Below are 19,591 nucleotides of genomic sequence, written 5' to 3' on the forward strand. Positions count from 1 at the left end.
GGCGCCCAACCCTTCAAGCCTACGGCATGAAAGGCGGGGCCCCTGCCGACCAGATGCTTACCGAGAGTCTCCGGGAACTTCCAACGCCCAGGGGGCGAAGGAGAGTTACCAGGAGCTCTTGGTCACGCCCGGCAGCTCGCCACGGTGAGCCATCTCACGGAGGCACACGCGGCACAGGCCGAACTTGCGGTAGACGGAGTGGGGCCGGCCGCAGCGCTGGCAGCGGGTGTACCCGCGGACGCCGAACTTCGGCTTACGGGCGGCCTTAGCGATCAGAGCCTTCTTCGCCACGGTCAGTTCTCCTTGAACGGGAAGCCGAGGTGACGAAGCAGGGCACGACCCTCGTCGTCGTTGGTCGCCGTGGTGACCACGGTGATGTCCATGCCCCGGACCCGGTCGATCTTGTCCTGGTCGATCTCGTGGAACATGACCTGCTCCGTGAGACCGAAGGTGTAGTTGCCACGGCCGTCGAACTGCTTCGGCGACAGGCCACGGAAGTCACGGATACGCGGCAGCGCGAGCGACAGCGTACGGTCCAGGAACTCCCACATCCGGTCACCGCGGAGGGTGACGTGGCAGCCGATCGGCTGGCCCTCGCGCAGCTTGAACTGCGCGATGGACTTGCGGGCCTTCGTGACGGCCGGCTTCTGGCCGGTGATCGTGGTGAGGTCGCGGACGGCCCCGTCGATCAGCTTGGAGTCGCGGGCGGCGTCGCCCACACCCATGTTGACCACGATCTTGACCAGACCGGGAACCTGCATGACGTTCTCGTACGAGAACTCCTCACGCAGCTTGCCGGCGATTTCCTCGCGGTAGCGCGTCTTGAGACGCGGCGCAGTGGTGGCAGTCATCAGATGTCCTCACCGGTCCGCTTGGCAACGCGGATCTTGTTGCCCTCGTCGTCAAAGCGGTAGCCGACGCGGGTGACAACCTTGTTGCCGTCCTTCTCCACGACCAGCTGAACATTGCTGACGTGGATCGGAGCCTCGGTGGTCACGATGCCACCCGTCTGCGAACCGCGAGCCGTCTGACCGGCCTTGGTGTGCTTCTTGACCCGGTTGACACCCTCGACGAGGACGCGGTCCTGAGCGGGGTAGGCCACGATGACCTTGCCCTGCTTGCCCTTGTCCTTACCGGTGATGACCTGGACCAGGTCGCCCTTCTTGATCTTCATGCTTACAGCACCTCCGGCGCGAGCGAGATGATCTTCATGAACTTCTTCTCGCGCAGCTCCCGGCCCACCGGGCCGAAGATGCGGGTGCCGCGGGGGTCGCCGTCGTTCTTCAGAATGACGGCGGCGTTCTCGTCGAAGCGGATGTACGAGCCATCCTGACGACGACGCTCCTTGACGGTGCGAACGATGACGGCCTTGACGACGTCACCCTTCTTCACGTTGCCACCGGGGATCGCGTCCTTGACGGTGGCGACGATGACGTCACCGATACCCGCGTAGCGGCGACCCGAGCCACCGAGAACACGAATGGTGAGAATTTCCTTCGCACCCGTGTTGTCGGCGACGCGCAGTCGCGACTCCTGCTGGATCACGTCTATCTCCTGATCGTCTGCCGGTTCCCGGCGGGGAGCCGCGTAAGTGACTTACGCGGCTCCCTCACCGAGCCTGGCGGAACTGACCTGAGGGAAACCCCTCAGGAATTACTTGGCCTTCTCGAGGATCTCGACGATGCGCCAGCGCTTCGAGGCGGACAGCGGACGCGTCTCCATGATGAGGACGCGGTCGCCGACGCCGGCGGAGTTCTGCTCGTCGTGGGCCTTGAGCTTGTTCGTACGGCGGATGACCTTGCCGTACAGGGCGTGCTTCACGCGGTCCTCGACGGCGACGACGACGGTCTTGTCCATCTTGTCGCTGACGACCAGACCCTCACGGGTCTTGCGGAAACCGCGGTCGGTGTTCGTCTCAGTCACAGTCTTCTCGCTCATCAGGCGCTCTCCACCGTCTCGATGCCCAGCTCGCGCTCACGCATCAGGGTGTAGATCCGGGCGATGTCCTTACGGACGGACTTGAGCCGGCCGTGGTTCTCGAGCTGACCCGTCGCCGCCTGGAAGCGGAGGTTGAACAGCTCTTCCTTGGCTTCGCGGAGCTTGTTGAGGAGCTCCTCGTCGCCCAGCTCGCGCAGCTCGGACGCCTTGGTACCGGCCGACATCACGACTCACCTGCCTCGCGCCGCACGATCCGGCACTTCATCGGAAGCTTGTGAGCAGCGCGGGTAAGCGCCTCACGAGCAATCTTCTCGTTCGGGTAGGACAGCTCGAACATCACCCGACCGGGCTTGACGTTCGCGATCCACCACTCGGGAGAACCCTTACCGGAACCCATGCGGGTCTCGGCCGGCTTCTTCGTCAGGGGACGGTCCGGGTAGATGTTGATCCAGACCTTGCCGCCACGCTTGATGTGACGGGTCATCGCGATACGAGCGGACTCGATCTGACGGTTCGTCACGTACGCCGGGGTCAGCGCCTGGATGCCGTACTCGCCGAACGCAACCTGCGTGCCACCCTTGGACATACCGCTGCGCTTCGGGTGGTGCTGCTTGCGGTGCTTGACCCTACGGGGGATCAGCATTTCGGTCAGGCCTCCGTTCCGGTGCTCTCAGCAGCCGGAGCAGCGGCGGCGTCGGCCTTGGGGGCCTCGGCTGCCGGCGACTGCTGCGGCTTACGGCCGCGACCGCCACGCTCGCCACCACGGCCACCGCGGCCGGCCGGGCGGTCAGCGCCGCCACGAGCCGGACGGTTGCCGGCGCGGGCCGCGGCGTTCTCGGCGCGAACCTCGGCGATGTTCTTGACGTCGCCCTTGTAGATCCAGACCTTCACGCCGATGCGGCCGAAGGTCGTCTTGGCCTCGAAGAAGCCGTAGTCGACGTTCGCGCGGAGCGTGTGCAGGGGCACGCGGCCCTCGCGGTAGAACTCCGAGCGGGACATCTCGGCGCCGCCGAGGCGGCCACCGCACTGGATCTTGATGCCCTTGGCGCCGGCCTTCATCGAGGACTGCATGCTCTTGCGCATGGCCCGACGGAAGGAGACGCGGGAGGAGAGCTGCTCGGCGACGGCCTGGGCCACCAGCTGAGCGTCCACCTCGGGGTTCTTGACCTCGAGGATGTTCAGCTGGACCTGCTTGCCGGTCAGCTTCTCCAGCTCGCCGCGGATGCGATCGGCCTCGGCGCCGCGGCGACCGATGACGATGCCCGGACGGGCGGTGTGGATGTCAACGCGGACGCGGTCGCGGGTGCGCTCGATCTCGACCTTCGAGATGCCGGCCCGCTCCATGCCCTTCGTCATCATGCGACGAATGGCGACGTCTTCCTTGACGTAGTCCTTGTACAGCTTGTCGGCGTACCAGCGGGACTTGAAGTCCGTGGTGATGCCGAGCCGGAACCCGTGCGGGTTTACCTTCTGGCCCATTACCGGGTTCCTTCCTTGCTGCTGACGACCACGGTGATGTGGCTGGTCCGCTTACGGATCCGGTAGGCGCGGCCCTGGGCACGCGGACGGAACCGCTTCAGGGTCGGACCCTCGTCCACGTACGCCTCGCTGATGACCAGCGAAGAGGCGTCGGTGTGGTCGTAGTTGTGTGCGGCGTTGGCGATGGCGCTGTCCAGCACCTTGCCAACCGGCACGCTCGCGGCCTGCGGGGCGAAACGCAGGACCGCCTGAGCCTCCGTGGCGTCCATGCCACGGATGAGGTCCACCACGCGGCGGGCCTTCATGGGCGTGACGCGGATGTACCGCGCCTGGGCCCTGGCTTCCATGGTTGTCCCTTCGGTGTAAGTCATAGTCGTTTCCACCCCGCGCTTAGCGGCGCTTCGACTTCCGGTCGTCCTTGACGTGGCCGCGGAAGGTGCGAGTCGGCGAGAACTCGCCGAGCTTGTGGCCGACCATCGACTCGGTGACGAACACCGGGACGTGGATCTTGCCGTTGTGCACCGCGATGGTGTGACCCAGCATGGCCGGGACGATCATCGAGCGACGGGACCAGGTCTTGATGACGTTCTTGGTGCCTGCCTCGTTCTGTACGTCCACCTTCTTGATGAGGTGTCCGTCGACGAAGGGCCCCTTCTTGAGACTGCGCGGCATCTAAACCCGCTCCTAGCGCTTCTTGTTCGTCTTGCGGCGGCGGACGATGTACTTGTTGCTCGCCTTCTTGGGAGAACGCGTACGACCCTCCTTCTGACCCCACGGCGAGACCGGGTGGCGACCACCGGAGGTCTTGCCTTCACCACCACCGTGCGGGTGGTCAACCGGGTTCATCGCGACACCGCGGACGGTCGGGCGCACGCCCTTCCAGCGCATGCGGCCGGCCTTGCCCCAGTTGATGTTCGACTGCTCGGCGTTGCCGACCTCGCCGATCGTCGCGCGGCAGCGCGCGTCGACCAGGCGGATCTCACCCGACGGCATACGAAGGTGGGCCATGGTGCCCTCCTTCGCCAGCAGCTGCACGGAGGCACCCGCGGAACGGGCGAACTTCGCGCCGCCGCCGGGCCGCAGCTCGATGGCGTGGATGGTCGTACCGACCGGGATGTTGCGCAGCGCCAGGTTGTTGCCGGGCTTGATGTCGGCGGTCGGACCGTTCTCGACACGGTCGCCCTGCGACAGGCCACGGGGAGCGACGATGTAACGCTTCTCGCCGTCCGCGTAGTGCAGCAGCGCGATGCGCGCGGTGCGGTTCGGGTCGTACTCGATGTGCGCGACCTTGGCCGGCACGCCGTCCTTGTCGTGACGACGGAAGTCGATCACGCGGTAGGCGCGCTTGTGGCCACCACCCTGGTGGCGAACGGTCACACGACCGGCGTTGTTACGGCCGCCCTTGTTGTGCAGGGGGCGGACCAGCGACTTCTCCGGCGTGGACCGCGTGATCTCGACAAAGTCGGCGACGCTGGAGCCACGACGGCCCGGGGTCGTCGGCTTGTACTTGCGGATACCCATTTCTCAGTCCTCGTCCGATTCCGGACGACTCGACCTCACTAGGAGGTCGGGCCGCCGAAGATGTCGATACGGTCGCCCTCGGCGAGGGTCACGATGGCGCGCTTCGTGTCGGCGCGCTTGCCGAAACCGGTGCGGGTGCGCTTGCGCTTGCCCTGCCGGTTGATCGTGTTGACCCCGGTGACCTTGACCGAGAAGACCGCCTCGACGGCCTGCTTGATCTGGGTCTTGTTGGAGCCGGGCGCGACGATGAACGTGTACTTGTTCTCGTCGAGCAGCGCGTAGCTCTTCTCGGAGACCACGGGCTTGACGAGAACGTCACGCGGGTCCGAGTACGTCTTGCTGGTAACGGTCGCCTCACTCATCAGGCGGCGCTCCCTTCGGTCTCAGCGGTCTGGGGGCCAGACACGAAGGACTCGAGGGCGGCCTGGGTGAAGACCACGTCGTCAGAGACGATCACGTCGTACGTGTTGAGCTGGCCCGGCTCCAGGATGTGCACCTGGGGCAGGTTGCGCGCGGACAGCCACGCGGCCTCGTCAGAGCGCTCGACGACCAGGAGCACGTTGGGGCGCTCCGAGATCTTGCCGAGCAGCGTCTTGGCGGCCTTGGTGGAGATCTCGCTCTCGACCACGCCGGTGACGACGTGGATGCGGGAGTGACGGGCCCGGTCGGAGAGGGCACCGCGCAGGGCGGCGGCCTTCATCTTCTTCGGGGTCCGCTGCGAGTAGTCACGCGGCTGCGGGCCGTGGACGACGCCACCGCCGGCGAACTGCGGGGCGCGGGTCGAGCCCTGACGGGCGCGGCCGGTGCCCTTCTGGCGGTACGGCTTCTTGCCACCGCCGCGGACTTCGCCGCGGGTCTTGGTCTTGTGCGTGCCCTGACGGGCAGCCGCCAGCTGGGCGACGACGACCTGGTGGATCAGCGGAACGCTGGTCTTCGCGTCGAAGATCTCCGCGGGGAGCTCGACGGTACCGGCCTTGTCGCCTGCCGGCGAAAGGATGTCAATGGTGCTCATTACCTCAAGCCCCCTTGGCCGCGGTACGGACCAGGACGAGGCCGCCGTTCGGACCGGGGACCGCGCCCTTGATGAGGAGCAGACCCTTCTCCGCGTCAACCGCGTGGATGGTCAGGTTCTGGGTGGTGACGCGCTCGTTGCCCATGCGACCCGCCATGCGCATGCCCTTGAAGACACGGCCGGGGGTGGCACAGCCACCGATGGAGCCCGGCATGCGGTGCACACGGTGGGCACCGTGGGACGCCTTGCCGCCCTTGAAGTTGTGACGCTTCATGACACCGGCGAAGCCCTTGCCCTTGCTCTTGCCCGTGACGTCGACCTTGACGCCGGACTCGAACACAGCGGCGGTGACCTCCTGGCCCAGCGTGTACTCGCTGGCGTCAGGGGTGCGGAGCTCGACCAGGTGGCGGCGCGGGGTGACGTCGGCCTTGGCGAAGTGACCCTTGAGGGGCTTGTTCACCTTGCGCGGGTCGATCTCGCCGAAGGCGATCTGGACCGCTTCGTAGCCGTCGCTGTCGTTGGTGCGCACCTGCGTCACGACGCACGGACCGGCCTTGACGACGGTCACCGGGACGACCCGGTTGTTCTCGTCCCAGACCTGGGTCATGCCGAGCTTCTCGCCCAGGACGCCCTTGATGTTCTTGCTCATCTCGGCCCGTCCCCTCAGAGCTTGATCTCGATGTCGACGCCGGCCGGGAGGTCGAGGCGCATCAGCGAGTCAACCGTCTTCGGCGTGGGGTCGAGGATGTCGATGAGGCGCTTGTGCGTGCGCATCTCGAAGTGCTCGCGAGAGTCCTTGTACTTGTGCGGCGACTTGATGACGCAGTACACGTTCTTCTCAGTGGGCAGCGGCACCGGGCCCGCGACCGACGCACCAGTGCGGGTCACCGTCTCGACGATCTTCTTCGCCGAGGAGTCGATGACCTCGTGGTCGTAGGCCTTGAGCCGGATGCGGATCTTCTGTCCCGCCATGGCTACTAGTAGTCCTGTCTCTCTGTTTAACGCTCTGGAACCCGGGGGTTCTCTGGACTCCCCCTCCGACCCACGCGGTCGGGCGTGTCGCATCCCCTCTACGAAAATCTCCCGCCAGGGAGATCCCAACCAAGGGGGTGCGGGCCGAGGACCGCGGAACCGGGGGTGGAACACCCGCCGGGCGCCTGGTCAGCACCCTGCTGTGCTTCCCGGAAGATTCCCGTACGTCCGGCCCTGGGGGCCGACGAGTACTGTGGGACTCGCTTCCGGTCCTCCCGGCGGGAGGCGCGCAGCATTGACACTCAACCGAGCAACCTGGTCAGTGTGCCATACGGGGCGCGGGCCTGGCCAATCGAGCCCGGAATACTACCCCGAGCGAGCGCCGACTCAAACGCAAGCACGCATCCGGCGGCCTCCGAACCCCGCGTCCGGCAGGCTCCGAACCCCTCGTCCGGCAGGCTCCGCACCCCTCGGAACAGCCTGGGGCGCCCGACGGAGTTCGGCCATGGCGGCGATCACACCGTACGCCCGGACGTCCCGTCCACCGCCTCCGCGCACTGCACGCGATCACCGCCGGGGCGGGAGGGCCCCGCCGGCGCGTTCCCGGTGCGCGATCCCATCGCCCGCCCGGGCAACCCGGCCGCTCCGATCTCCGTCTACTCCCCCGCAGGCACGGCCCGACCCGCCGCCGGCCCGCACGGAGAGAGCAGCGGGACGCAGGACGGGCGCTCGTTCGCCCGCTGCGGGGGAAGCGGGAGCGGACGGAGTGCGCGGCGTGGTGGATCGATCTGTCCCGGCCCGGATACGGGTGTCGCGGCGCGCCCTGCTCCTGGCGGCCACCGCGACCGCCGCCACCGCCGGGTGCGCCGTGCCGGTCCCCCGGCGCCGCGGACCGGTGGCCGATCCGGCGCCCGGCCTGGCCATAGCGAGCACCCGGCGGGCGCTGGTCATGCAGCTGCTGGCCCACCCGGACGACGATCTGTACTTCATGAACCCGGACACCCGCGAGGCCCTCGACGCGGGGGTCCCGGTGGTCTGCGTCTACCTCACCGCGGGCGAGGCCGACGGGGTCAACAAGATCCCCGGGGCCCCGCGCCCGGCCGCCGACCGGGCCGGGTACTCCTCCGCGCGCCACCAGGGCCTGCGCCAGGCGTACGCCGAGCTGCTCGGGCTGGACCGCTTCACGCCCTGGCAGAAGTCGGTGATCGCCCTGGACGGCGGCCACCGGGCCGAGCTGAACGTCCTGGCCGACGGGGCGCGGCGGGTCGAGCTGGTCTTCCTCAACACCGCGATGCACACCGGGCGCGGCCGGCTCGGGCTGCCCAGCCTCTGGCGCGACCGGCGGCTGGTGCTGCGTACCGTCGTCGCGGCCGGCTCCCCGCTGGAGAAGGCCGGTTCGTACACGTACGACTCCCTGATCGACGTGCTCGCGGGGTTGCTGGAGCAGTACCGGCCGACCGTCGTGCACACCCTCGACCCGGACCCGGACCTCCAGTTCAGCAGCGAGTACGAGCGCCGCCGGGACAGCGAGCAGCGCGGGTACTCCGACCACGCCGACCACACCGCGGCCGGCGGCTTCGCCTGGGCCGCGCTGGTCCGCTGGGTGGCGCGGACCACGGCGGCCGGGAACCCCGTGCCCGGATTCGCGGTCGCCTCCTTCCGCGGTTACTACAACCGGCACTGGCCCGAGAACCTGCCGCCCGAGGTGCTGGAGCGCAAGGCCGCCCACCTCGTCCCGTACGGCGGCGCGCCCGACTGGGAGTGCGGCAACCCGGCCGGCTGCGGGGACTACAACGTGGGCGGCGACCGGCCGCTGACCAACCGGAAGGGCTGGGTGCGGTCCACCCACCACCGCTACCCGGGGCCCCGCGCGCGGGTCGCCGCCGGCGCGGACGGCCGGCTCACCCTCTACGGGGTCCTGGGGCTGCGCGCCGTCCGGTGGCGCGAGAGCGCGCCCGGCAGCGGGGCCTTCGAGGCCGCGGACGACCTCGGCGGCGGTCCGCTCGCCCCGGTGCTGGGCTCGGCGGCGACGGCGGACGGGCGGCACCTGCTGTTCGGACTGCGGTTCGCCGCGCTCGGCGGGCACGGTTCGGCCGACGAGCGCGAGGTAGTGCTGCTGGAGCAGGGCGCGCCGGACGGCCCCTTCCGCGCCTGGCGGGGACTGGGCAACCCCGCCGTCGGCGCGGACCACGGGCGGCGGATCGGCGTGCCCGTCGCCGTGGCGGCCCCGGACGGCCGCGTCCACCTCTTCGTGCGGAACGCGGAGAAGGGGCTGAGCACCCGGGTGCGCGACGCGGGGACCGGGCGCTGGAGCGGGTGGCGTGACCTGGGCGGGGGCGAGGTGCAGGACGGTCTGACCGCGGTGGTGGACACGGCGGGGCGCGTCCACGTGTACGCGGCCGGGCACCACGCGGTGCACCACTGGACCCAGGACGCCCCGGACGCCGACGTCACCGCCCGCGCCCAGCTCACGGACGCCCCCGTACCGGCGCACGCGCCCGGCGCGCTCCCCGCGCCGGACGGGTCCGTGGAGCTGTACTACCGGCCGGCCGCGCGGCCGGAGCTGGCCGTCGTCCGGTCCGGCGCGGGGCCCGCGCCCCGCTTCGGGGGGTACGGGCCGGTGACCGCCGCCGCTTCGCCGGGCGGCCCCGTCCTGGTGGGCCGGACCCCGGAGGGCCGGATCCGGCTGCGTACCGCCGAGGGTTCCGCCGTACGGTCGCGGGGGCCCATCGCCCTGGACGGCGTCGCGCTCCACGTGGGCGGGGACGGGCGGCCGGTCGTCGTCGGGTTCGGGACGGACGCGGCGCCCTGGGCGTGGCGGCCCCGGGGCAGAGCGCCCGTCTCAACTTCCGCCCCATAAACGCGTGTTATGCCCAAACGTTAGTACCACCGGCTCCTCGCGCTCCGGCACCCTGTTGCCCACCATCCCCCACGGACACGCACACCCCGGCGTGTCGCGCGAAACGAGGAACCATGCGTATATCCAGGTTCGTACCCGCTGCCGCCGCCGCGGCGGCCTGTGTCCTCGCCCTCTTCGCACCGTCCGCGTCGGCCGCCCCGGCGCCCCCGCTCCAGGATGCCCCGCCGCCCACCACCCAGATCATCGGCGGCGGCTACGCGCAGAACGCCCCCTGGGCCGCGCGCCTCTTCTCGAACGGGAGGGAGACCTGTTCGGCGACGATCATCGCGCCGACCTGGATCCTCACCGCCAAGCACTGCGTCACCGGCGGCGGCCTGTCGTTCCGCATCGGCAGCCTCGACCAGCACAGCGGCGGCGTGGTCGCCAACGGCGCCCAGACCTACACCCACAGCTCGGACCTGGCGCTGGTGCGCCTGGACCGCTCCGTGCAGGCGACCTACTCCCGGCTCGGCTCGCCCGGCTCCGTGAGCGTCGGGCAGAGCGTCCAGGTGTGGGGCTGGGGCGCCACCTCGCAGTGCGGCTCCGAGGCCAACTGCCAGTCGCGCTACCTCAAGGTGGCCAACGTGACGGTCACCGGCGGCTGCAGTGACGCGTACGGCGGCTCGGCGATCTGCGCCCGGCGCGGCAACGGGATCACCGCGGGCGGCGACTCCGGCGGTCCGATGACCGCGAACGGCGTCCAGGTCGGCGTCGCCTCCACCAGCGACCGGCAGACCACGACCGCGTACACGAACGTCACGGCGTACCGGTCCTGGATCCAGTCGGTCGCCGGCGTCTGAGCGGCGCCCCCGACCGGGACGGCGGGCACCTGACCGGCCCGCCGTCCCCATGAAACGTAGGGCCCCCGTACCTCACCGCCCTGAGGTACCGGGGCCCTACACCCATGTCCGGCCCCGCACAGCGCCGCGGGCGGCCCCGCAGGGCCTCCGAGGGGGCCTGCCGGGTCGGACGGAGGCCGGCGCCTTCTCTTCCCTGTGCCCGGGCACGGGCGAAGGGCCCGGACACGGCGAAGGGCCCCGCGCCTCTTTCGAGGCGCGGGGCCCTTCTTGCAGCTCAGCGAGCTACCAGGCCGAAGGCCAAGCAGAAACTACTTGACGATCTTGGTGACCTGGCCGGCGCCCACGGTCCGGCCACCCTCACGGATGGCGAACTTCAGGCCCTCCTCCATGGCGACCGGCTGGATCAGCTGGACGCTCATGACGGTGTTGTCGCCCGGCATGACCATCTCGGTGCCCTCGGGGAGGGTCACGACGCCGGTCACGTCCGTGGTACGGAAGTAGAACTGCGGGCGGTAGTTGTTGAAGAAGGGGGTGTGACGGCCACCCTCGTCCTTCGACAGGATGTAGGACTGCGCCTCGAACTCGGTGTGCGGCGTGACCGAACCCGGCTTGATGATGACCTGGCCGCGCTCGACGTCCTCGCGCTTGATGCCACGGAGGAGCAGACCGACGTTCTCACCGGCCTGGCCCTCGTCGAGCAGCTTGCGGAACATCTCGATGCCGGTGACCGTGGTGGTGGTCTTCTCCTGCTTGATACCGACGATGTCGACGGTCTCGTTGACCTTCAGGACACCACGCTCGATACGACCGGTGACGACGGTGCCACGACCGGTGATCGTGAAGACGTCCTCGATCGGCATCAGGAACGGCTTGTCGACGTCACGCTCGGGCTGCGGGATGGCCTCGTCGACGGCCTTCATCAGGTTGAGGACGGACTCGCCCCACTCCTTGTCGCCCTCGAGCGCCTTGAGCGCCGAGACCTTGACGACCGGAACGTCGTCGCCCGGGAACTCGTACTCGGAGAGCAGCTCGCGGACCTCGAGCTCGACGAGCTCCAGGATCTCCTCGTCGTCCACCATGTCGGCCTTGTTCAGGGCGACGACGATGTACGGAACGCCGACCTGGCGGGCCAGGAGCACGTGCTCCTTGGTCTGCGGCATCGGGCCGTCGGTGGCGGCGACCACGAGGATGGCGCCGTCCATCTGCGCGGCACCGGTGATCATGTTCTTGATGTAGTCCGCGTGACCCGGGCAGTCGACGTGCGCGTAGTGACGCGACTCCGTCTGGTACTCGACGTGCGCGATGGAGATGGTGATACCGCGCTGGCGCTCTTCGGGAGCCTTGTCGATCTGGTCGAAGGCCGAGGCCTCGTTCAGGTCCGGGTACGCGTCGTGCAGCACCTTGGTAATGGCGGCCGTGAGGGTCGTCTTACCGTGGTCGATGTGACCGATGGTGCCGATGTTGACGTGGGGCTTAGTCCGCTCGAACTTTGCCTTCGCCACTGGGGTCCTCCTGAGTGGTTCTGTACGCCTTGCTTCATCGGCGCCAGGTGATCTTTGCTGGGGTGCCGGCGCCGGGGGCATACGGCACAGTGCTCGCGCGCTGTGCCGCATGCCCACCAGGCTCCGGTGACAAGCCTAAAGCGTGAGCTCGGGAGAGTTACTCGCCCTTGGCCTTCGCGATGATCTCCTCGGCGACGTTCCGCGGAACCTCGGCGTAGGAGTCGAACTGCATCGAGTAGCTTGCGCGACCCGAGGTCTTGCTGCGGAGGTCTCCGACGTAGCCGAACATCTCCGAGAGGGGCACGAGGCCCTTCACGACGCGAGCGCCGCTGCGCTCCTCCATGGCCTGGATCTGGCCACGGCGGGAGTTGAGGTCGCCGATCACATCGCCCATGTAGTCCTCGGGCGTGGTGACCTCGACGGCCATCATCGGCTCCAGGAGCACGGGAGAGGCCTTGCGGGCACCCTCCTTGAACGCCTGGGAACCGGCGATCTTGAAGGCGAGCTCCGAGGAGTCGACCTCGTGGTAACCACCGTCGAGAAGGGTGACGCGGACGCCGACCATCTCGTAACCGGCCAGGATGCCGAACTGCATGGCTTCCTGGGCGCCCGCGTCCACCGAGGGGATGTACTCACGGGGGATGCGGCCACCGGTGACCTTGTTGACGAACTCGTAAGAGGCGTCGCCACCCTCGATGGGCTCGAGGGCGATCTGCACCTTCGCGAACTGGCCGGTACCACCAGTCTGCTTCTTGTGCGTGTAGTCGATGCGCTCGACGGCCTTGCGGATCGTCTCGCGGTACGCGACCTGGGGCTTGCCGACGTTCGCCTCGACGCGGAACTCGCGCTTCATGCGGTCGACGAGCACCTCGAGGTGAAGCTCGCCCATACCACCGATGATGGTCTGGCCGGTCTCCTCGTCGGAGTGCACCTGGAAGGAGGGGTCCTCCTCCGAGAGGCGCTGGATGGCGACACCCAGCTTCTCCTGGTCACCCTTGGACTTGGGCTCGATGGCGACCTGGATGACCGGCGCCGGGAAGTCCATGGACTCCAGGATGACCGGGTTCTTCTCGTCGCACAGCGTCTCACCGGTGGTGGTCTGCTTGAGGCCCATGACGGCGATGATGTCGCCGGCGCCCACCGACGCGATCTCCTCACGCTTGTTCGCGTGCATGCGGTAGATCTTGCCGATGCGCTCCTTCTTGCCCTTGACGGAGTTCAGCACCGCGGTGCCGGCCTCCAGGCGACCGGAGTAGATCCGGACGAAGGTGAGCTTGCCGAGGTGCGGGTCGCTCGCGATCTTGAACGCCAGGCCGGAGAACGGCTCGTCGTCCGAGGGCTTGCGGGCGATGACCTTCTCCGGGTCCTTGACGTCGTGACCCTCGATGGCCTCGACGTCCAGGGGGGAGGGCAGGTAGCGCACGACCGCGTCGAGCAGGGGCTGGACGCCCTTGTTCTTGAACGCGGTGCCGCAGAACACCGGCGTGACGGTGACGGAGTCGGCACTGCCCTTCGACGCCAGGGTGATGCGACGGATCGCCTCGTGCAGCTGCTCCTGGGTGGGCTCGTTGCCCTCCAGGTACAGCTCCATCATGGCGTCGTCGTTCTCGGCCACGGCCTCAAGGAGTTTCGCGCGCCATTCGTCGGCGGACTCCTTCAGGTTGTCCGGGATGTCGACGATGTTGTACATCTCGCCCTTGGCGGCCTCTTCGGGGTACACGAAGGCCTTCATCGACACGAGGTCGACGACGCCGGTGAAGTCCGCTTCGGCGCCGATGGGGAGCTGCATGACGATCGGGGTGGCGCCGAGGCGGTCCACGATCATGTTGACGCAACGGAAGAAGTCCGCACCGGTGCGGTCGAGCTTGTTGACGAAGCAGATACGCGGCACGCCGTAGCGGTCCGCCTGACGCCAGACGGTCTCGGACTGCGGCTCGACACCCGCGACACCGTCGAACACGGTGACCGCGCCGTCGAGGACGCGGAGCGAACGCTCCACCTCGACGGTGAAGTCGACGTGACCCGGGGTGTCGATGATGTTGATGGTGTGGTCGACGTCGTTGAGCGGCCAGTGGCAGGTCGTCGCGGCGGACGTGATCGTGATGCCGCGCTCCTGCTCCTGCTCCATCCAGTCCATCGTGGCAGCGCCGTCGTGGACTTCACCGATCTTGTAGCTCACACCGGTGTAGAAGAGGATCCGCTCAGTGGTGGTCGTCTTGCCCGCGTCGATGTGGGCCATGATCCCGATGTTGCGGACCTTGGCCAGGTCAAGCGAAGTGGTGGCCATATGGCTCAGTCTTCTCTCGGTCTCGATGTGGGTAGCGACTACCAGCGGTAGTGCGCGAAGGCCTTGTTGGACTCGGCCATCTTGTGGGTGTCCTCACGCTTCTTGACCGAAGCGCCGAGGCCGTTGGAGGCGTCGAGCAGCTCGTTCATGAGGCGCTCGGTCATCGTCTTCTCGCGACGGGCGCGGGAGTAGCCGACGAGCCAGCGCAGGGCGAGGGTGGAGGCGCGACCGGGCTTGACCTCGATCGGCACCTGGTAGGTGGCGCCACCGACACGGCGGGACTTGACCTCGAGCGAGGGCTTGACGTTCTCAAGCGCGCGCTTCAGCGTGATGACCGGGTCGTTGCCGGTCTTCTCGCGGAGGCCTTCCATGGCGCCGTACACGATCCGCTCGGCGGTGGAACGCTTGCCGTCGAGGAGGATCTTGTTGATCAGCGAGGTGACAAGAGGAGAGCTGTAGACCGGGTCGATGATGACCGGGCGCTTCGGGGCGGGGCCCTTACGAGGCATTCTTACTTCTCCTTCTTGGCGCCGTAGCGGCTGCGGGCCTGCTTGCGGTTCTTGACACCCTGGGTGTCGAGCGAGCCGCGGATGATCTTGTAACGAACACCCGGCAGGTCCTTCACACGGCCACCACGCACGAGCACGATGGAGTGCTCCTGCAGGTTGTGTCCCTCACCCGGGATGTAGGCCGTGACCTCGATACCGGAGGTCAGACGCACACGCGCGACCTTCCGGAGGGCCGAGTTCGGCTTCTTCGGGGTGGTCGTGAACACACGCGTGCAGACACCGCGACGCTGGGGCGAACCCTCGAGCGCGGGCGTCTTGTTCTTTTCGACCTTGTCCTGCCGGCCCTTCCGGACCAGCTGCTGGATCGTAGGCACTACTTCTCCGGTTTCTGTGTGCCGTTCGTGAAACTAACCTGGAACACCACCGACCCACGCGGTCGGGTGTGTCGAATACTGCTGACTACCGCCCAAGGGGCGAAAGGGCGCAGATTGCGGTGGCTAATGACGGGCCCGCGGTGCGGTTGATGACACGCACCCGAGCCCAGGCACACCCCAGGCACAAGGCTTGAGCGTACCTACCTCACGGAGCTGGGTCAAAACAAATGCTGTCCATCCCCCCGAGATCGGGAGGCCGAGCGACCGTCGGCGAGGGTTCGCGGCGGAGCGCACCCGTAGGGACCCGCCCTTCCCGAACCTCCCCGCCGCCCGCGCCCGGGCTCCCGGGGGCGTTCCAGGCCGGAGCTATGGCCGAAACAACGCTGTTCCAGGGCGTGGCCGGACACGCGTCAGTACATTGAGCCCCGCGCCGGGAGATCGGGGGATGGCATGTCGGCAGCTGCCTGGTCCGGTGATGGAGGGCTGGACGATCGAGTTCCCTTTCTCGCCCGGCTGGAGAGCGAGGACCGGGCGGCGCTGCTCACCCTGGGCAGGGAGCTGTCGTTCCCCTCCCGCGCCGCCCTCATGCACCAACACGAACCGTCGTCGCACGTCCTGCTCATCCTCCACGGCTGGACGAAGGTCACCGCGTCCGCGGAGAACGGCTACGAGGCTCTGCTGGCCTTGCGCGGTCCCGGCGACATCGTCGGGGAGTCCGCAGCGCTGACCGGACGACCTCGTTCGGCGACAGTGACCGCTCTGGCGCCGGTGCGGGCCGCGGCCATCGAGCACGGTAGCTTCCGGGAGTTCGTCGCCCACTCCCCCGCCGTCTCACTCAAGCTGCTGGGGTTGACGTCCGACCGCACCCGCGCGGCCGACCAGCGTCGGCTGGAGTTCGCGTCGATGAGCGTCCGGGAGAGATTCGCGGTCCTGCTGCTCGACCTTCTCCGCACACATGGACGCCGCAACGAGACGGGCATCGAGATCGACGTGCCGCTCAGCAAGCAGGAGCTGGCCGGTGCAGTCGGCGCATCCCGGGAGATGGTGCAGCGGCTGCTCAAGGACCTGAGAACACGCGGCATCGTGATCACCGGGCGCAGGACGCTGGTAGTCATTCATCCCGGCGCCCTCCGTCGCATCGCAGGCATCGCACAGCCCGTGTCCGTCGCCCTCCCGGTCGGATCCGGTGCGCCCCCAGGGCGACGGAGCACATCCGCGTCCTGACGTCTGTGCACACGGTCACAGTGCGACTGCGTCTTCCGCACTCACCGTCGTCGACCGGTCACGAGCAACCTCTTGTCACCCCCTGACGAGAGGCAAGACATGTCCGATCCCGTGAACAGCACGATCCTTTTGTTCGACATCGAGGAGTACAGCGACCGCGACGATGTGGAGCAGGCGTACCTGCGGCGCATGCTGTTCAGCCTCGCCGACGACGCGCTGCTGGCCGCCGGCATCGAGAAGACCCTGCGTCGGCGCGCCGACCGGGGGGACAGCGTCATGGAACTCATCGACGCCAACGTGTCGTTGCCCGCCCTGTTGCGAACACTGCTCACCGTCGTACCGGCGGAGCTGCGCGCGAGGAACCGACTGGCCTCGGACTCCGCGCGGATGCGGCTGCGCGGGGTGGTCGCGTCCGGCTATGTGGCCGTCGACCCCGAGGGCGGCTGGGTGGGGTCCGACCTCAACCACGCCTGCCGCCTGCTCGACTCGGAGGTACTGCGGGACGCGCTGAGGGAGAGCCCCGGGGACTTCTCACTCTGCGTTTCAGAAGAGGTGTATCGGGGCGTCGTACGGCACAACCACCCGGGTGTGGTGGCGGAGGAGTTCCACGCCATCACGGTGGAGAGCAAGAACGGCACGCTTCCGGCCCGGCTCCACCGCCCGTTCCACCGTGCGGAACCGTCGGGCCCGGCCACGGAAGCGCAGGTTCCCAGTCGGCCCGCCGGCCCGGCACCGTGGAACACACCCGACTTCCCCGGAACCACGGTGAACGGCGGCGTTTTCGGCGGTGCCAACCACGGCATCGGCGGCGGCACCTTCCACGGCGACGTCCACCTGGGCGGCAGCGCCGGAGAACACGCATGAGCAGCGCCCCGAAAGCCCGGCCCGGCGAAGGAGACGGGAGCACGCCGTCCACCGACGCCCCGTCCCCGGACGCCGACGGCACCCGTCAGCCGGAACAGGCTGCGGACGACGGGGCTGGTGACCGTCCTCAGGACGCCTGGGCCGCCCGGCGCGACCTGCGCTACCACACCCCGCGCGCCATGGGCCTCGGCGACAGGGCCCGGATCGGCGGCGGCGTCCTCGGCGGCGTCAACCATGGCATCGGTGGCGGCACCTTCCACGGTGACGTCCACCTGGGCGCGACGACCCACGTCCACTACCGGTTCGGGAGCCGTTCGGCGGCCAAAGCCTCCGGAGAGGTCCCGGTTACCGTTCTGGACGGACTGGCCGAGAGCTTCGCCGAGCCAGGCCCGGCCTTCATCGCTCTCGCCGCGCGGCTCCGCGAGGAGAGGGTTCTCGTCCTGGAGGGGCCGCACTCCGCGGGGCGACGGACCGCCGCCCTCATGTTGCTGCACCGTCTGGGTGCCACCCCGGTACACGTTATCGCCCGCGACACACCGTTAAACCGGCTCGTCCCCGAGCGGGAAGACGAGCAGTCCGGTGGGGCGCGAGGCCACCTGCTGTGCGATCCGGTGACCCAGGCGGACAGACCGCTGCGCGAAGCGGAGTTGCTGGCCCTGCGGGACCGGCTCACCGAGCAGGACGCGTACGCGGTCATCACGATAGGGCTGAAGGCGCACCTGGAGGATGTGGAAGCCCACCTCTGGAAGCCGCCACCGTCGTCGGACGTCCTGCACGCCCACTTGGGGGCGCTCCTCGACCGCCGTGACGTCGCGGAGCTGCTGACCCTGCCCGTGGTCACGGAGTTCCTCTCGCGCGACCACCAGCCGCGGGAGGCCGCGGAGTTCGCAGCCGTCCTCGTGCGGTATCTGTCCGGAGAAGTCGAACACCGGCAGGTCCAGGATTTCTCGCTGTTGAAATTGGAGGCCCAGGTCCGTGAGTGGTTCGAGGAGGACGACTCCGCGCTGCACCTGCGGGAGAAGGCGTTCCTCATCGCCCTCGCAGCCTTCGACGAGGGGCCGTACGCGCTGACGGCGGAGGTGAGCGACGGGCTCTATGCCCACCTCCAACGGACCGCCGACTCTCGTCTGCAAGCCGCCGTACCGGTGTTCGGTACGCATATCGAGAAGCGCGTCCAACGTGCCCGCGCCCATCGCTACGAGGCCGAGGAACCCACCGAGTGGGGACCGGTGCGCCAGGTCAAGGCGGCCTACCGGGATGAACGTGCAGCCTTCGTCCTCCTGCGGGAGGTGTGGACCGGCCACCCGTCCGCACGCCCCGCGTTGGTGCGGTGGCTTCAGGATCTCTCGGGAGACGGCCGGCCCCTGGTCCGAACCCGCGCGGCGTCCACAGCGGCCGTTCTCGCTCATACCGATCTTCCCTCGGCCATGGCTCTGGTCATCGAACCCTGGGCCTCCTCCGTCGCCTTCGGCCCCCGCAGCGTGGCCGTGAACGCTTTGGCGCTCACGCACGGCATCGGCACACCGAACGTCCCGCGCATCCTCGACGCCTGGTGCGACAGCAAAACGCCACATCTGCGCTGGGTAGCGATCCGCACGCACGGACTGATCGGACCCGAACGGCCGGTGGAGACGCTGGCCGCCCTGCGGGCAGCCGCCCGGCACGGGGACCTCGACGCCATGTCGGAGGCGGACGACACGGCGGCGGACGACGCTCAACTGGACCAGGTATTGGCCGAGTCGGTCGAACTGCTGCTGCTTTCACCCGCCCAGGACCAGGTTCTTCCAGAGCTGCGGAGAACGCTGCACAACGATCGCCACGCGTTCGACCTGGCCATCGGGGGGTTCCTCGGAGCCTGTCGTCGGACCGGGGACGACGAACCGGGCGGGCGGCCGCTTCTCCTCGACCGGTACGGGCAGTCCGCTCCGGCCGGTGATGCCGTGGCGGCCCAGATCGCGGGACTCTGGCGCACGGCTCTGAGCGACCGTGCCCACCGGTCCGAAGCCCTCGACGTCCTGCGTCTGTGGGTGCTCTCGGCAGACGGCGACGCACAGGCCGAACGGTCCATGGTCCTGCTGCTACCCGCCCTGGCCGAAGGTGCCCAGGAATGGCGGCGCATCGACCACCTGCTGCGCACGGTGCCCGGCGAGGACACCAAGGCGCCGCCTCCGGTGGCAGGCCGTCTGCGCGCCACTCTGCCACGCCCCTGA

At 68.6% G+C, this 19,591-nt stretch carries 24 protein-coding genes; 5 read left to right on the forward strand and 19 right to left on the reverse strand.

Going from position 1 to position 19,591, the window contains the following annotated elements; genetic code table 11:
- Nucleotides 1-105: 105 nt before the first annotated feature.
- From AMK24_RS03675 to rpsJ, 15 genes are all read right to left on the reverse strand, one after another.
- Nucleotides 106-291, reverse strand: a complete 186-nt coding sequence (locus AMK24_RS03675; protein WP_003948630.1) for a type Z 30S ribosomal protein S14 — start codon at nt 289-291, stop codon at nt 106-108.
- Between the two features lie 2 nt (nt 292-293).
- Nucleotides 294-851 (reverse strand): 50S ribosomal protein L5, encoded by a 558-nt coding sequence (gene rplE / locus AMK24_RS03680; protein WP_006126888.1) that lies wholly within the window; start codon nt 849-851, stop codon nt 294-296.
- On the reverse strand, nt 851-1,174 hold the full coding sequence (gene rplX, locus AMK24_RS03685; RefSeq protein ID WP_003966949.1) for a 50S ribosomal protein L24: 324 nt from the start codon (nt 1,172-1,174) through the stop codon (nt 851-853). Before rplX ends, rplE begins: the two co-directional genes overlap by 1 nt.
- A gap of 2 nt (nt 1,175-1,176) precedes the next feature.
- Complete coding sequence (gene rplN / locus AMK24_RS03690) at nt 1,177-1,545, reverse strand: 50S ribosomal protein L14 (RefSeq protein WP_003966950.1); 369 nt, start codon at nt 1,543-1,545, stop codon at nt 1,177-1,179.
- A gap of 108 nt (nt 1,546-1,653) precedes the next feature.
- Nucleotides 1,654-1,938: a 30S ribosomal protein S17 gene (rpsQ, locus tag AMK24_RS03695; RefSeq protein ID WP_003966951.1), complete on the reverse strand. Its 285-nt coding sequence runs from the start codon at nt 1,936-1,938 to the stop codon at nt 1,654-1,656.
- Nucleotides 1,938-2,162 (reverse strand): 50S ribosomal protein L29, encoded by a 225-nt coding sequence (rpmC, locus tag AMK24_RS03700; RefSeq protein ID WP_003966952.1) that lies wholly within the window; start codon nt 2,160-2,162, stop codon nt 1,938-1,940. The genes rpsQ and rpmC overlap by 1 nt, the downstream gene beginning before the upstream one ends.
- Nucleotides 2,162-2,581 carry a 50S ribosomal protein L16 gene (gene rplP / locus AMK24_RS03705; protein ID WP_003966953.1) on the reverse strand — a complete coding sequence of 140 codons (420 nt, stop codon included), beginning with the start codon at nt 2,579-2,581 and terminating at the stop codon, nt 2,162-2,164. Before rplP ends, rpmC begins: the two co-directional genes overlap by 1 nt.
- A gap of 5 nt (nt 2,582-2,586) precedes the next feature.
- Nucleotides 2,587-3,417, reverse strand: coding sequence for a 30S ribosomal protein S3 (rpsC, locus tag AMK24_RS03710; RefSeq protein ID WP_003966954.1), 831 nt, complete (start codon nt 3,415-3,417; stop codon nt 2,587-2,589).
- The gene (gene rplV / locus AMK24_RS03715; protein ID WP_004571827.1) at nt 3,417-3,764 is read right to left on the reverse strand and encodes a 50S ribosomal protein L22; all 348 of its coding nucleotides are present in this window, start codon (nt 3,762-3,764) and stop codon (nt 3,417-3,419) included. Before rplV ends, rpsC begins: the two co-directional genes overlap by 1 nt.
- A gap of 43 nt (nt 3,765-3,807) precedes the next feature.
- Nucleotides 3,808-4,089 (reverse strand): 30S ribosomal protein S19, encoded by a 282-nt coding sequence (rpsS, locus tag AMK24_RS03720; RefSeq protein WP_003966956.1) that lies wholly within the window; start codon nt 4,087-4,089, stop codon nt 3,808-3,810.
- A gap of 12 nt (nt 4,090-4,101) precedes the next feature.
- Complete coding sequence (gene rplB / locus AMK24_RS03725; RefSeq protein WP_030112812.1) at nt 4,102-4,938, reverse strand: 50S ribosomal protein L2; 837 nt, start codon at nt 4,936-4,938, stop codon at nt 4,102-4,104.
- A 38-nt stretch (nt 4,939-4,976) separates the two neighbouring features.
- Nucleotides 4,977-5,300, reverse strand: a complete 324-nt coding sequence (gene rplW / locus AMK24_RS03730) for a 50S ribosomal protein L23 (RefSeq protein ID WP_003966958.1) — start codon at nt 5,298-5,300, stop codon at nt 4,977-4,979.
- A complete protein-coding gene (gene rplD / locus AMK24_RS03735) occupies nt 5,300-5,950 on the reverse strand; it encodes a 50S ribosomal protein L4 (protein ID WP_073764884.1) in 651 nt (216 codons plus the stop codon). The genes rplW and rplD overlap by 1 nt, the downstream gene beginning before the upstream one ends.
- Nucleotides 5,951-5,954: 4 nt before the next feature.
- Entirely contained in the window at nt 5,955-6,599 is a 645-nt protein-coding gene (gene rplC, locus AMK24_RS03740; RefSeq protein ID WP_030112814.1) for a 50S ribosomal protein L3, read from the reverse strand.
- Nucleotides 6,600-6,613: 14 nt separating this feature from the next.
- On the reverse strand, nt 6,614-6,922 hold the full coding sequence (gene rpsJ, locus AMK24_RS03745) for a 30S ribosomal protein S10 (protein WP_003948644.1): 309 nt from the start codon (nt 6,920-6,922) through the stop codon (nt 6,614-6,616).
- An 808-nt stretch (nt 6,923-7,730) separates the two neighbouring features.
- Here rpsJ and AMK24_RS03750 point away from each other — a divergent pair.
- A complete protein-coding gene (locus AMK24_RS03750; protein WP_073764886.1) occupies nt 7,731-9,782 on the forward strand; it encodes a PIG-L family deacetylase in 2,052 nt (683 codons plus the stop codon).
- 113 nt (nt 9,783-9,895) lie between these two features.
- Nucleotides 9,896-10,621: a S1 family peptidase gene (locus AMK24_RS03755; RefSeq protein ID WP_073764888.1), complete on the forward strand. Its 726-nt coding sequence runs from the start codon at nt 9,896-9,898 to the stop codon at nt 10,619-10,621.
- A 308-nt stretch (nt 10,622-10,929) separates the two neighbouring features.
- On the opposite strand, the gene tuf is transcribed toward AMK24_RS03755, so the two are convergent.
- The 4 genes from tuf to rpsL form a co-directional block, all read right to left on the reverse strand.
- Nucleotides 10,930-12,123 carry an elongation factor Tu gene (tuf, locus tag AMK24_RS03760; protein ID WP_030112819.1) on the reverse strand — a complete coding sequence of 398 codons (1,194 nt, stop codon included), beginning with the start codon at nt 12,121-12,123 and terminating at the stop codon, nt 10,930-10,932.
- A gap of 157 nt (nt 12,124-12,280) precedes the next feature.
- Nucleotides 12,281-14,410 (reverse strand): elongation factor G, encoded by a 2,130-nt coding sequence (fusA, locus tag AMK24_RS03765; protein ID WP_073764890.1) that lies wholly within the window; start codon nt 14,408-14,410, stop codon nt 12,281-12,283.
- A 38-nt stretch (nt 14,411-14,448) separates the two neighbouring features.
- Nucleotides 14,449-14,919, reverse strand: coding sequence for a 30S ribosomal protein S7 (gene rpsG / locus AMK24_RS03770; RefSeq protein ID WP_003966970.1), 471 nt, complete (start codon nt 14,917-14,919; stop codon nt 14,449-14,451).
- A gap of 2 nt (nt 14,920-14,921) precedes the next feature.
- Nucleotides 14,922-15,293 carry a 30S ribosomal protein S12 gene (gene rpsL, locus AMK24_RS03775; protein WP_003948652.1) on the reverse strand — a complete coding sequence of 124 codons (372 nt, stop codon included), beginning with the start codon at nt 15,291-15,293 and terminating at the stop codon, nt 14,922-14,924.
- Nucleotides 15,294-15,743: 450 nt separating this feature from the next.
- On the opposite strand from rpsL, the gene AMK24_RS03780 reads away from it, so the two are divergent.
- The 3 genes from AMK24_RS03780 to AMK24_RS03790 all read left to right on the forward strand — a co-directional run bounded on the left by AMK24_RS03780 (nt 15,744) and on the right by AMK24_RS03790 (nt 19,591).
- Nucleotides 15,744-16,517 (forward strand): Crp/Fnr family transcriptional regulator, encoded by a 774-nt coding sequence (locus AMK24_RS03780; RefSeq protein ID WP_073764892.1) that lies wholly within the window; start codon nt 15,744-15,746, stop codon nt 16,515-16,517.
- A gap of 99 nt (nt 16,518-16,616) precedes the next feature.
- A complete protein-coding gene (locus tag AMK24_RS03785) occupies nt 16,617-17,381 on the forward strand; it encodes a hypothetical protein (RefSeq protein ID WP_073764894.1) in 765 nt (254 codons plus the stop codon).
- Complete coding sequence (locus AMK24_RS03790) at nt 17,378-19,591, forward strand: hypothetical protein (RefSeq protein WP_073764896.1); 2,214 nt, start codon at nt 17,378-17,380, stop codon at nt 19,589-19,591. Before AMK24_RS03785 ends, AMK24_RS03790 begins: the two co-directional genes overlap by 4 nt.

Origin of the sequence: Streptomyces sp. CB02366 (assembly GCF_001905905.1) — a bacterium.
Lineage (GTDB): Bacteria > Actinomycetota > Actinomycetes > Streptomycetales > Streptomycetaceae > Streptomyces.